The following is a 12,371-nucleotide window of genomic DNA, read 5'->3' on the forward strand; positions in this document are numbered from 1 at the left end:
GCAATTAGTAAGAACGCACTTTCGGCGGGAATGCCGGGCGCAGCTTCGGTTGCATGTTCACTTCACGACGCGTCATGCTTTCCGATTGCGGCTGATACAGCGAGTGACACAGCCAGTTGGCGTCATCACGTTCCGGGAAGTCGAAGCGGCTGTGTGCGCCACGGCTTTCGGTACGGAAGTTGGCCGACACGGCGGTGGAAAACGCGGTCTCCATCAGGTTATCCAACTCCAGGCATTCGATGCGCTGGGTGTTGAACTCGCTGGAGGTATCGTCCAGACGTGCGTTCTTCAGACGTTCACGGATCACTTTCAGCTCTTCCAGGCCTTTCGCCATCGCATCGCCTTCGCGGAATACCGAGAAGTTGTGCTGCATGCAGGCTTGAAGCGCCTTACGGATTTCGACCGGATCTTCACCGGAACGGGTGTTGTTCCAGCGGTTCAGACGATCCAGCGATGCTTCTACATCAGAATCGCTGGCATCACGGCTTTCGCCCTGCTCCGCCAGAGACTCATGCAGATGCATGCCGGCGGCACGACCGAACACCACCAGGTCCAGCAACGAGTTGCCGCCCAGACGGTTGGCACCGTGCACTGAAACGCAGGCAATTTCGCCCACGGCGAACAGACCCGGGATCACCACGTCTTCGCCTTTTTCGTTCACGGTCAACGCCTGGCCGGTCACTTTGGTCGGAATACCGCCCATCATGTAGTGGCAGGTTGGGATAACCGGAATCGGCTCTTTCACCGGGTCGACGTGCGCGAAGGTGCGCGACAGTTCCAGAATGCCCGGCAGACGGGATTCCAGTACTTCTTTGCCCAGGTGATCCAGCTTCAGCTTGACGTGTGGGCCCCATGGACCGTCACAGCCGCGGCCTTCGCGGATTTCAATCATGATAGAACGGGCTACGACGTCACGGCCCGCCAGGTCTTTGGCATTCGGCGCATAGCGCTCCATGAAACGCTCGCCGTGTTTGTTCAGCAGATAACCGCCTTCACCACGGCAACCTTCGGTCACCAAGACCCCGGCGCCGGCGATGCCGGTCGGGTGGAACTGCCACATTTCCATGTCCTGCACCGGCACGCCGGCGCGCAGCGCCATGCCGACACCGTCGCCGGTGTTGATATGGGCGTTGGTGGTGGACTGGTAAATACGGCCCGCACCGCCGGTCGCCAGCACGGTGGCCTTGGCTTTGAAGTAAACCACTTCACCGGTTTCGATGCAGATAGCCGTGGTGCCGACCACTGCGCCATCCTGGTTTTTCACCAGATCCAACGCATACCACTCGGAGAAGATAGTGGTGTGGTTTTTCAAATTCTGTTGGTACAGGGTGTGCAGCAACGCGTGACCGGTACGGTCAGCCGCCGCAGCGGTGCGTGCCGCCTGTGCGCCACCGAAGTTCAGTGACTGGCCGCCGAACGGACGCTGATAAATGCGGCCTTCGTCCGTACGGGAGAACGGCAGGCCCATATGTTCCAGCTCCAGAACCGCTTCCGGGCCGGTTTTACACATATATTCAATGGCGTCCTGGTCACCGATATAATCGGAACCTTTCACCGTGTCATACATATGCCATTCCCAGTTATCATCGTGGTTGTTACCCAGCGCGACGGTGATGCCGCCCTGCGCAGACACGGTATGGGAACGGGTCGGGAATACTTTGGACAGCAGGGCACAGCTGGAGCCTGCTTGAGAAATTTGCAGTGCCGCGCGCATACCTGCGCCGCCTGCACCGATAACTACAGCATCAAATTCTCTGATCGGCAGTTTCATCTTATGCACCCCACACTACGATTGTTCCGTACAGTAAATAGACCAGCAACACGACAACAATCGCCAGTTGCAACACCAGACGTACCGCCAAAGGTTTGACGTAATCCGTCAATACCTGCCACAAACCGACCCAGGCGTGAACCAGAATCGACAGCAGCGTCAGCAGAGTGAACACTTTCGTAATAGAGGTGGCAAAGAAGCCGCGCCAGATTTCGTAGGTGAGATCCGGAGCCGTAACGAAGAAGCCCAGGATATACAGAACATACAGGGTGATGACGATAGCGGAAGCACGCAGTAACAACCAGTCGTGTACGCCGTTGCGTCCTAATGCAGAAACATTGTTTACCATACGAGGACTCCAGCCAGAACTGACAGCACGACGGTCAGACCGATCGCCACCTGGGCAGAACGGGTACCGGCAGCTAAACTCTCTTCGATATAGCCAAAATCCATTAACAAGTGGCGAATACCACCGCAAATGTGATAGGCCAGCGCCGTGAGGATGCCCCAGAATATGAATTTGACAACGAAGCTATTCATGATGGCGGCAGCCTGCATGAACCCCTCTTGGGAAGAGAGAGACAGGCCCAGCAGCCAGAGGAGGATACCCACGGCAACGAAGGTAATTACGCCAGAGACTCGGTGTAAGATGGACGCTATCGCAGTTACGGGAAACCGGATCGTTTGCAGATCCAGGTTGACAGGTCTTTGTTTTTTCACGTTTTTGCCCACACAGCTCTTATTATTTTCCTTCCTCCGGCCTGGGCGGGGATCAGACAGCGTTAAGAGCCAAAACCCTCACACGTCACGCGCTCAAACAACAACATCCTCTGTGCTTAAACGGCGCGTAGTTATAACGCTGGGTGCTCCTACTTCAGGGTATCCCGGAGACCTGGCGGCAGTATAGGAGGATCACATTCTGATTACAATTCCCATACAATCCCTTTGGTAACATTTCCCCCGAACAGTGATTTAGATCACGAATTTCACAATTGGCACAAAATTAATTATCTGATTTGACAAGAGATCAACAATTCCATTACATATAGGGGCACAAACGGTCCTATGATGCGCTATAGGTCAGCAGATACACTTCCCCCTGTGTTCAAGATATGCAACAGTGTATTTGGCAGAACCTATCCCAATGGCGGTTTTTGCCGGACATGTTTGCAGCAGTTCGCCGCAGATTAAACAAAATAAGGCATATAAAACAGTTTATTGGGATAGGTTCAACAACCCCCGAACACGTCGTAGGTAAGATTAACAGAATATAACGAATTCCGATGAATCGTTAACAACTGGTCACCCGCCTCGTTCGCCTGGTTAGCACTCTGTACCCTACCCGCGCATTTGCGCAGTCGCTCACAGAGTTAGCGTCCGCACCATTTTTTGCGGGCAACCTGAGGAGAATTAAGGTATTTCAGTTGTTAGAGGTTTTTAAAATAAGGCGCTAAGGAGACAGTAAATGACTGATAAGAAAGCGACGCTAACCATTAATGATGGTGAAGCTCCAATCGAACTGGGCGTATTATCCCCGACACTGGGCCCCGATGTCCTCGATGTCCGCGCCCTGGGCTCCAAAGGTTATTTCACGTTTGATCCCGGCTTTACCTCTACCGCTTCCTGCGAATCAAAAATCACCTTTATCGACGGTGACAAAGGCGTGCTGCTGCACCGCGGTTTCCCGATTGAACAGCTGGCGAAAGAGTCTTCTTACCTGGAAGTGTGCTACATCCTGCTGTACGGCGAGACCCCAACCGCAGAAGAGTTCGAAACCTTTAAAACGACCGTAACCCGCCACACCATGATCCACGACCAGATCACCCATCTGTTCCGTGGTTTCCGCCGCGACTCGCACCCAATGGCAGTACTGTGCGGCGTGACCGGTGCCCTGGCGGCGTTCTACCACGATGCGCTGGACGTCAACAACGAGCGTCACCGCGAGATCACCGCGTTCCGCCTGCTGTCCAAAATGCCTACCGTGGCGGCCATGTGTTACAAATATTCCCTGGGCCAGCCTTTCGTTTATCCACGTAACGACCTGTCCTACGCCGGTAACTTCCTGCACATGATGTTCGCAACCCCGTGTGAAGAATACGTGGTGAACCCTGTGCTGGAACGCGCAATGGATCGCATCCTGATCCTGCACGCAGACCACGAGCAGAACGCTTCCACCTCTACCGTACGTACCGCAGGTTCTTCAGGCGCTAACCCGTTTGCCTGTATCGCGGCCGGTATCGCCTCCCTGTGGGGGCCGGCACACGGCGGCGCCAACGAAGCCGCGCTGAAAATGCTGGAAGAGATCAAAACCGTTGAGCACATCCCTGAGTTTATCAAGCGCGCCAAGGACAAGAACGACTCCTTCCGCCTGATGGGCTTTGGCCACCGCGTGTACAAGAACTACGACCCACGCGCCACCGTGATGCGCGAAACCTGTCACGAAGTGCTGAAAGAACTGAACAAGAAGGACGACAACCTGCTGGAAGTGGCGATGGAGCTGGAACACATCGCGCTGAACGACCCGTACTTCATCGAGAAGAAGCTGTACCCGAACGTCGACTTCTACTCAGGCATCATTCTGAAGGCAATGGGTATTCCTTCATCCATGTTCACCGTAATCTTCGCCATCGCCCGTACCATCGGCTGGATTGCACACTGGAACGAAATGCACGACGAAGGCATCAAGATTGCCCGTCCGCGCCAGCTGTACACCGGCTATGCCGAACGCGATTTCAAATCCCAGGTGAAAAACAAATAACGCCGCTTTACCCTACATAAAGCAGCACAAGCCGCCCGATGGGCGGCTTGTGACTGCTGACAAACATATAGTTTGGCAGCAGTCACCAAAGGTTTGATAATAATAAGGAAAATCAATTTATTGATTTTCGGCTGATAACACAAAGGGGGAAAAACCACGCTTTTATCCCCCTTTGTCAATAATCTGAAGCCGCCCGATGGGCGGCTTTTTTTTTGCTATTTCTGACAGCCTGGACACCAATAAAACGGCCGCGACGACAACGAGGTACGGACGATCATCGCGCCGCAACGTTCACAGGGTTCACCGCTGCGGTGAAACACCTTGAAACTGAATAACGCGCCGTGATGACGGTTCTCATCCACCTGCCCGCGAGTCTGGTAAGACAGCCTCGGTACCGCCAGCAGGGCCTTTGCCAGCCGTTGCAAAGCCTCCGGTGACAGATCCTGCGGCTTATGCTGCGGTGCCAGTTCGGCCTGCCAGAGAATTTCGGCGCGCAGGTAATTGCCCAGCCCGGCGAGAAACGCCTGATCGAGCAACATGCCACCCAGTTGCCTGCGACGAAACTTCGGCGACAACAGTCGCTGTTCTACCGCGGTTTCCGTCAGCGTCATATCCAGCACGTCGGGGCCGATCCGTTGCAAAAACGGATGCTGTTCAATTTCTTCGCGCGGCCCCAGGGTAATATCTGACGCGCTGTACAACAGAATTGCCCGCTCCGCCGTTTCCAGCCGTACGCGCAGATCCCGTTTGGTTTCCGGCGTTTCCCCCGCGTTCACCACCTTCCACACGCCATACAATTGGTTATGGCTATAAAGCGTCAGCCCATTGGAAAAGTGGGTCAGTAACGCCTTGCCGCGCGGTTCGATAGCAATGATCCGCTCACCGATTAACCGGTCGCGATAGTGTTTAAGCTGGGGAAAGGCAAAACCGACGTCGGTCAGCGGCTGGTCGATCACCGCCGCCGCCAATGCATCTGCCGCCCGGCGAATCTCCGGTCCTTCCGGCATAGAATCACTCCTGAGTAGCCCCGACGCGACAAACCGCGCCGGGGGTAAAAACGGCGATTAATGCGTCGCGCCGCCGACGACTTTCAAATCGTGTTCAACCTGCAGCGCAATGGAAACGGCCAATTCCAGCGCAAACAGGACCGTGGTTGCCGCCATACTGGGGGCACCAGGATGGACAGCAGCCTGCTCCGGCAGATAAGGAATATGAATAAATCCGCCCTTGATCGCCTGCTGTTTGCTCAAACGGTGCAACAAGCCGTACATCACATGGTTGCAAACGTAGGTGCCGGCCGTTTGCGATACCGAAGCAGGGATACCCGCTTCACGCATCGCCTCGACCATAGCCTTGACGGGCAAGGTACTGAAATAAGCCGCAGGCCCCTTTTCAACGATAGGCTCGTCTATCGGCTGCTGCCCCTGATTATCCGGAATACGCGCATCGTCGATATTGATTGCCACGCGTTCCAGCGTAATGTCAGTCCGTCCACCGGCCTGGCCGATAGCTAACACCATCACTGGCTGCACGTCATCAATCGCCTCATTGAGCGCTTCCAGCGCCGCGCCGAATACGCAGGGCAGCTGGCGCGCAATAATGCGCGCGCCGGAAAGCTCCATATCATTGAGTTGCTTTACCACTTCCCACGAAGGATTAACGCGCTCGCCGCCAAAGGGCTCAAAGCCCGTGATCAATACCTTTTGCATGCGTTCTCCTTAAAGGAACATCAGGAAATAAAGCAGGAACACGTTCACCAGCAGCAGCAGCACCCCGGTCGGCACCTGCGCCTTGATCACCGCATTCTTGTCCGGCAATTCCAGCAACGCCGCCGGTACAATATTAAAGTTAGCAGCCATTGGCGTCATCAGCGTGCCGCAATAGCCGGAAAACATGCCGATGGCCGCCATCACCGCCGGGTTACCACCGTGTTGCAGCACCAGGATCGGAATACCGATACCGGCGGTGACGATAGGGAAAGCGGCAAAGGCGTTACCCATCACCATAGTCAACAGCGCCATACCGATGGCATAAACCGCCACCGCGATGAAGCGGTTATCCACCGCCAGATACTCTTGAGTCAGATGAGAGATGGCGGTACCGACGCCTGCGGTGGTAAACAGCAGGCCCAGCGTGGCGAGGATTTGCGGCAAAATAAACGCCCAACCGATGGAGTCCAGCAGGCGGCGCGCTTCCTGAATCGGCTGCAGCGCTTTCTCATGGGTCATTTTCACCGCAATGACCAACCCCAGCAAACAACCGACGGTCATCGAGAACAAAGTAATCAAGGTTGCGTGGTTACCGCTGCCGAATACCGCCGTTTGCAATGCAGGAATATTGTTGAACAGCAGCACGCCAATCACCGTCACCACCGGGATGGCCAGTGCCGGAATAAACAGCCGGTTACCCAGACGTTTCGCGCTCTCTTCGCGCTGCTGTGGGGTACGTTGATGATAGCTACCCAGACGCACGCCGCCAAAGCCGGCGATCAACGCCATCACCACGACCACCACGCCGACGATAATATGCAGCATGCGTTTTTCGTTGCTGCCCTCCCCCAGCACGTTGCCCAACAGGCTATAGGTCCAGTCGCCAACCAGGAACACCACACCGTACAACGCCCAGAACAAACCGGTGGTAATACGCCGCGGGTTGGCGCGATCGCGGAACGACATCACGGCGACAATCAGCAGCACCACGCCAGCCAGCCAATAGAGATATTGTTGTTGGAAAGTCATTGGGCATCTCCTTTGGCCTGCAGTGCCGCCTGATTAAGCTGCGACAATTCAGCGCTGAGCTGCTTATCCATCCGGTAAAGTCGAAACGCATGGATCAGGAAGGCGAAGATAGCGGTGGGAATGCCCCACAAGGCGATATGCAGCGGCTCGGTCTGGATACCGCCGGATTCCAGCATAAAGTTGTGCATGAAGATGATCGCGCCGAAGGCCACAAAAATGTCTTCGCCAAAGAACAACCCGACGTTATCCGTCGCGGCAGACATGGCACGCAGGCGGTGACGCGTACGCTCCGGCAGCTCACCGTAACGGTTTTCCGCAGCCCCTTCCGCCATGGGGGCCAACAGTGGACGCACCATTTGCGGGTGCCCGCCCAGGCTGGTCAGCCCCATGGCGGCAGTAATTTCACGCACGAACAGATAGACGATCAACAAACGTCCAGCGGTGGCGCTTTTGATCTTGGCGATCCATGCCTGTGCACGCTCTTTCAAACCGTGGCGTTCCAGCAAACCGATCACCGCCAACGGCAGCAGCAGGATCAGCGGCAGGTTACGGGTATTCAAGAAGCCCTCACCGAGTTTTTCCAGGATCACATCCAGCGGCATCAATGCCGCCAGCCCGGTGATAATGCCGGCGACAATCACCACCAGCACGGGGTTAAAGCGTAAAACAAACCCGACCACGATGGCGGCAATGCCAATCAGTGGCCATAAGTTAACAACCTGTTCCATAGCGCCTTCCTTTTCCCCTCGTCTTTCAAGCCACAGCGTTGTTAGCTGCATGGGCAAACGCCAGTCACTTACTCAAGTAAGCTCCTGGAGATTTACCCCCTTGCTGCCTGGCTGTGACTCGAAATCCATTGGGTATTATTGTGTTGTGTGTTGTGTATGTTTAATTATTTTTATTCTGCGCTGACGTTAATGCCTTCCACGGCAAAACGTTGGCGCAGCGTGCGCGCGTATTCCAGCGCATGTTCACCGTCGCCATGCAGGCAGACGGTTTCGGCCCGAACAGCGGCCCAGGTGCCCTCCAGAGTGCGAACCCGATGGTGGCGTACCATTTCCAGCGTTTGCGCCAGCGCCAGTTCGTCGCTGGTAATCAAAGCCCCTGGCTGGCCCCGTGGTACCAGCGTGCCATCGGCCTGATAACCGCGATCGGCAAAGACCTCTTGTCGCGTCGCCAAACCTTGCTTTTCACCGGCGCGGATCAGTTCGCTGCCCGCCAGCCCCACCAGACGCAAAGCCGGATCGACTGCTTTAACCGCGCGGGCAATGGCTTCCGCCAGCGCCGGCTCCACGGCCGCCTGGTTGTACAACATGCCGTGCGGCTTCACGTGCACCATTACCCCGCCTTCTGCACGGGCGATCGCCGCCAGCGCACCGAGCTGATACACCACCTGCGCATACACCGTTTCCGGCGGCAACTGCATGCGGGTACGACCAAAGTTCTCGCGATCGGGAAAACTCGGATGCGCGCCAATCGCCACGCCGTACTGCAGCGCCCAACGCACCGACTGGCGCATGGTTTGCGCATCTCCGGCGTGAAAACCGCAGGCGATATTGGCCGAACTGACCAATTGCAGCAGCGCCTGATCGTTAGCGCAGCCCTCACCCAGATCGGCATTCAAATCAACGTTCATCTAACCCCCAGGCAATCTGTTGGATAAAGTGCTCCTGTTCGGCCTTGGCGCGCTGCGCCTGGGCCAGGGTACAGGGTACAAAGTGGATAGCTTCGCCCAGACGGATTTGCGCCAGATGATAGAGATCGGCTTCGATCACGCAGGCAATGCGCGGGTAACCACCGGTAGTTTGAGCATCGGCCATCAACACAATAGGCTGACCGTTATGCGGCACCTGCACCACACCCGGCAACAGGCCATGAGACAACATTTCGCGTTCGGTGGTACGGTTCAGCGCGCTGCTGCCGTGCAAACGGTAGCCCATGCGGTTGCTCTGCGGGCTCAGTTGCCAGGCAGTACGCCAGAAAGACTCTTTCGCCTCTTCGCTGAATTCGTCATATTCCGGCCCCGGCAAGGCCCGGATACGGTTGTTGAACAACAGTTGTTTCACGCCGGTGCTTTGCTTTTGCAATTCGCGCCCCGCTCCCAACGGCAGGCAGTCGCCATCTCGCAGGTTACGTCCTTCCAGCCCGCCAAAAGCGGCTTTGTTGTCGGTGCTGCGTGAGCCGAGTATTTCCGGCACCGCGATACCACCGTCTATCGCCAGATAGCTGCGCATGCCACGTTTTGGCATTTTCAACATCAGCTGTTGACCCGCACTGACCTGATAACGCCAGCCGGTCCACAGCGGCTTGCCGTCCAGTTGCGCATCACAACCGGCGCCGGTCAGCGCGATCCAGCCTGGCCGGGTAAATTCGGCGCTAAATTGCCCGAGGGTGATTTCCAGCCCGGCGGCATTCGTATCGTTACCCACCAGCAGATTGGCGATCCTCAACGCGGGTTCGTCGAGCGCGCCGCCCTGGCTGACGCCCAGACGACGGAAACCGTTACGGCCCAAATCCTGCACCGTGGTGTAAATGCCCGCACGCAGGATCTTCAGCATACGCCCTCCTTCTGTGGCACAAACCGCACGCTGTCGCCAGGGCGCAGCAGGGTGGGCGGCATTTCATAGGGATTAAACAACGCCAGAGGTGTACGGCCAATCAACTGCCAGCCGCCGGGGGTCACCAGCGGATAAATACCGGTCTGACTGCCACCGATCCCCACGGAGCCGGCCGCCACCGACAGGCGCGGTTCGGCACGGCGCGGCGTTGCCAACTTGTCCGGCATGCCGCCCATGTAGGAGAAACCAGGTTGAAAACCAAGGAAATAGACTACGTAATCCGCAGAGGAGTGGCACTCCACCACCTGCTGCGGAGTCATGCCGGTGTGGCGCGCGACCTCATCCAGATCGGGCCCGTCCTGGCCGCCGTAGATCACCGGAATATCCACCTGACGTGATTCCGGCACCAGGATCTCCTCGCTGTCCCATCCCTGTTGCAACAGCGCTAACATCATTTCGGCATCGGCCTGCGGCGTCTTCAGCAGCAGCGTAAGGTTGTTCATGCCGGGCACCACTTCGCGCACGTCGGGATGATGATTCAGCTTTTCGGCCAGCGCCCAAATCCGCTGCTGGCTTGGCAGCGTCACCGGCGGCGACAGTTCAAGCACTACCGCGCGTTCACCTAACAGGTAACATCGTGCTCGTTGCACCCTTTTCTCCTTATTATTATCGCGATGAAAACACATCAGTTATGCGCGACAGCGCTCCGGCTGTCAATAGAACAACCTTCGAGAAAATAAGGGATTAGGCTATTAAAAGGATTCAGCCTCGGTATAAACCGGGCTGGATCCTCGGAGGGAAATCAGGCGGGATTTGGGATATCGATAAAGGTCACATCAAAACCATGCTGCTCAGCCAGCCATTCACCGAGCGCCTTGACGCCACCGCGTTCAGTGGCATGATGCCCGGCGGCAAAAAAGTGAATGCCCATTTCACGCGCGCTGTGAATGGTTTGCTCAGAAACCTCTCCGGTAATGAAAGCATCGACGCCAAATCGCGCGGCGCTGTCGATAAAGCCCTGACCGCCACCGGTGCACCAGGCCACACGGCGGATATGCGCCGGGGCGTTATCACCACAGTGCAGTACGGCCCGCCCGAGGCGGCTCTCAATACGTTGCTGCAGTTCAACGCCGGTCAGCGGTTGCTCAAATTCCCCGTGCGGCACCAGCGGTTCCACTTCGCCAATCACCCGAATGCCCAGTTGATGCGCCAGCTGCGCGTTGTTGCCCAACACCGGATGCGCGTCCAGCGGCAGGTGATAAGCGTACAGGTTGATATCATTGCTCAACAGCGTTTTCAGCCGATTGCGCTTCATGCCACGTACCGAGGGCGCCTCGTTTTTCCAGAAGTAGCCGTGATGTACCACAACGGCGTCGGCCTGGTGTTCCACCGCCGCATCCAGCAGCGCCTGACAGGCGGTAACGCCGGTAACGATACGCTGCACATGGGGCCGCCCTTCCACCTGCAACCCATTAGGGCCGTAATCCTGAAACGCGCCGGTATTCAGTTCGGTGTTGATCAACTTTTCAAGATCGAGGTTACGCATAAAAATTCTCTCTTCAATTCAAAATGTCTGGCGGTCGCCCTGTTCCATCAGGATAAATTTCACGCCCAGATCGTTGCCCTGTTCCAACTGCTGTTTGATGGTCGCCCGCACATCTTGCCCTTGCTTCAGGCTGGGTTTGATATGGCTGATGACCACCGGGAAATCCTTCAGCGATCCTTCTCCCCCACTGTACTGGGTCAAATTTTTCAACTCTTTCAACAACCATGCCGGCGTCAGGTGCCCGTAGAGATTTTTATCTTCAACCTCGTTGGGATAGGAGCTTTCGATGATCATGCCTTTCAGCTTTTTCTGCTCGATGAGCGGCCCCAACGCGCGCCAGGCACCGTCCAGATTGCGCGACTGCTCAAGCGCATCCGGGCCGGTATCACCGAAATAGGCGAAAGAGCCGCTGCGATCGGAGACCAGCAGCATCGAAGAAGGATACCGATCGTGGCTGAGCGGATACATTACGCCGCTCAAACCGGTCACGCCCAGGGTCACACGCTGCTGCGGGCGCACGGTTTGCAGCCGGTAAGTCCCCAACCGCGATCCGTTGCCGGAATCGGTGAAGTTGGGCCAGGCCTTCCAGTTAAAGTAATGATTGCGCAGGGTCAGAATGGTATCGGCCTGGGCATAGATATTCTTCTTGCTGTCCTCCGGCGAACCGATTATCAACCCCGCCACGTGGTCCAGATGACCATGGCTGATAAAGTAAGCGCCGATCAGTTGGCGGAATACATAACCCTGCGGAGTATAAGGCGCCGCCAGTTCAGGGGTCACCTGCGGGAAACTACCCTTCTCCAGCCCTTTGGCAATACCCGGTAACAACGAGCCGGCATCCAGCGCCAGATACTGCGGTTGGTTGTCGCTGCGGATCAGATAAGAGGTCAGATTGCCGTCGCTAACGCCGCCATCCACGCCCAGCGCCACCACGTCAAAACCGGCCAGCGCCAGGGCTGAATAGCCGCTCAGGCACAGGGCCAGCACCTTTTTCATCATT

At 56.6% G+C, this 12,371-nt stretch carries 13 protein-coding genes; 1 reads left to right on the forward strand and 12 read right to left on the reverse strand.

Going from position 1 to position 12,371, the window contains the following annotated elements:
• Positions 1-4: 4 nt before the first annotated feature.
• The 3 genes from sdhA to sdhC are packed head-to-tail and all read right to left on the reverse strand — an operon-like array spanning position 5 to position 2,503.
• Complete coding sequence (gene sdhA, locus AC1RKG_RS13325; RefSeq protein ID WP_020825673.1) at positions 5-1,771, reverse strand: succinate dehydrogenase flavoprotein subunit; 1,767 nt, start codon at positions 1,769-1,771, stop codon at positions 5-7.
• 1 nt (position 1,772) lies between these two features.
• Positions 1,773-2,120: a succinate dehydrogenase membrane anchor subunit gene (gene sdhD / locus AC1RKG_RS13330; RefSeq protein ID WP_020825672.1), complete on the reverse strand. Its 348-nt coding sequence runs from the start codon at positions 2,118-2,120 to the stop codon at positions 1,773-1,775.
• Positions 2,114-2,503 (reverse strand): succinate dehydrogenase cytochrome b556 subunit, encoded by a 390-nt coding sequence (gene sdhC, locus AC1RKG_RS13335; RefSeq protein WP_020825671.1) that lies wholly within the window; start codon positions 2,501-2,503, stop codon positions 2,114-2,116. The genes sdhD and sdhC overlap by 7 nt, the downstream gene beginning before the upstream one ends.
• Before the next feature lie 733 nt (positions 2,504-3,236).
• Between sdhC and AC1RKG_RS13340 the strand changes: the two genes are divergently transcribed.
• Positions 3,237-4,529, forward strand: coding sequence for a citrate synthase (locus AC1RKG_RS13340; protein ID WP_020825670.1), 1,293 nt, complete (start codon positions 3,237-3,239; stop codon positions 4,527-4,529).
• A gap of 215 nt (positions 4,530-4,744) precedes the next feature.
• On the opposite strand, the gene nei is transcribed toward AC1RKG_RS13340, so the two are convergent.
• The 9 genes from nei to AC1RKG_RS13385 all read right to left on the reverse strand — a co-directional run bounded on the left by nei (position 4,745) and on the right by AC1RKG_RS13385 (position 12,370).
• On the reverse strand, positions 4,745-5,536 hold the full coding sequence (nei, locus tag AC1RKG_RS13345; protein ID WP_046374263.1) for an endonuclease VIII: 792 nt from the start codon (positions 5,534-5,536) through the stop codon (positions 4,745-4,747).
• 57 nt (positions 5,537-5,593) lie between these two features.
• Positions 5,594-6,238 (reverse strand): pyroglutamyl-peptidase I, encoded by a 645-nt coding sequence (gene pcp, locus AC1RKG_RS13350; RefSeq protein WP_187962453.1) that lies wholly within the window; start codon positions 6,236-6,238, stop codon positions 5,594-5,596.
• Between the two features lie 9 nt (positions 6,239-6,247).
• A complete protein-coding gene (locus tag AC1RKG_RS13355) occupies positions 6,248-7,267 on the reverse strand; it encodes a DUF979 domain-containing protein (RefSeq protein ID WP_493183239.1) in 1,020 nt (339 codons plus the stop codon).
• A complete protein-coding gene (locus AC1RKG_RS13360; RefSeq protein ID WP_020825666.1) occupies positions 7,264-7,995 on the reverse strand; it encodes a DUF969 domain-containing protein in 732 nt (243 codons plus the stop codon). Before AC1RKG_RS13360 ends, AC1RKG_RS13355 begins: the two co-directional genes overlap by 4 nt.
• Positions 7,996-8,165: 170 nt before the next feature.
• On the reverse strand, positions 8,166-8,903 hold the full coding sequence (gene pxpA / locus AC1RKG_RS13365; RefSeq protein WP_122077608.1) for a 5-oxoprolinase subunit PxpA: 738 nt from the start codon (positions 8,901-8,903) through the stop codon (positions 8,166-8,168).
• Positions 8,893-9,825, reverse strand: a complete 933-nt coding sequence (pxpC, locus tag AC1RKG_RS13370; RefSeq protein ID WP_116691002.1) for a 5-oxoprolinase subunit PxpC — start codon at positions 9,823-9,825, stop codon at positions 8,893-8,895. Before pxpC ends, pxpA begins: the two co-directional genes overlap by 11 nt.
• The gene (gene pxpB / locus AC1RKG_RS13375; RefSeq protein ID WP_020825663.1) at positions 9,819-10,475 is read right to left on the reverse strand and encodes a 5-oxoprolinase subunit PxpB; all 657 of its coding nucleotides are present in this window, start codon (positions 10,473-10,475) and stop codon (positions 9,819-9,821) included. Before pxpB ends, pxpC begins: the two co-directional genes overlap by 7 nt.
• 152 nt (positions 10,476-10,627) lie before the next feature.
• Complete coding sequence (locus AC1RKG_RS13380; RefSeq protein WP_128863919.1) at positions 10,628-11,371, reverse strand: type 2 GTP cyclohydrolase I; 744 nt, start codon at positions 11,369-11,371, stop codon at positions 10,628-10,630.
• Between the two features lie 18 nt (positions 11,372-11,389).
• The gene (locus AC1RKG_RS13385; protein ID WP_048759467.1) at positions 11,390-12,370 is read right to left on the reverse strand and encodes an MBL fold metallo-hydrolase; all 981 of its coding nucleotides are present in this window, start codon (positions 12,368-12,370) and stop codon (positions 11,390-11,392) included.
• Position 12,371 lies beyond the last annotated feature (1 nt).

Source organism: Serratia sp. GW822-FHT06D09 (assembly GCF_058799515.1).

Coding starts and splice junctions, on each gene's coding strand:
- sdhA (WP_020825673.1), bottom strand. CDS start 1,771: ATGAAACTGCCGATCAGAGAATTTGATGCTGTAGTTATCGGTGCAGGC.
- sdhD (WP_020825672.1), bottom strand. CDS start 2,120: ATGGTAAACAATGTTTCTGCATTAGGACGCAACGGCGTACACGACTGG.
- AC1RKG_RS13340 (WP_020825670.1), top strand. CDS start 3,237: ATGACTGATAAGAAAGCGACGCTAACCATTAATGATGGTGAAGCTCCA.
- nei (WP_046374263.1), bottom strand. CDS start 5,536: ATGCCGGAAGGACCGGAGATTCGCCGGGCGGCAGATGCATTGGCGGCG.
- pcp (WP_187962453.1), bottom strand. CDS start 6,238: ATGCAAAAGGTATTGATCACGGGCTTTGAGCCCTTTGGCGGCGAGCGC.
- AC1RKG_RS13355 (WP_493183239.1), bottom strand. CDS start 7,267: ATGACTTTCCAACAACAATATCTCTATTGGCTGGCTGGCGTGGTGCTG.
- AC1RKG_RS13360 (WP_020825666.1), bottom strand. CDS start 7,995: ATGGAACAGGTTGTTAACTTATGGCCACTGATTGGCATTGCCGCCATC.
- pxpA (WP_122077608.1), bottom strand. CDS start 8,903: ATGAACGTTGATTTGAATGCCGATCTGGGTGAGGGCTGCGCTAACGAT.
- pxpC (WP_116691002.1), bottom strand. CDS start 9,825: ATGCTGAAGATCCTGCGTGCGGGCATTTACACCACGGTGCAGGATTTG.
- AC1RKG_RS13380 (WP_128863919.1), bottom strand. CDS start 11,371: ATGCGTAACCTCGATCTTGAAAAGTTGATCAACACCGAACTGAATACC.
- AC1RKG_RS13385 (WP_048759467.1), bottom strand. CDS start 12,370: ATGATGAAAAAGGTGCTGGCCCTGTGCCTGAGCGGCTATTCAGCCCTG.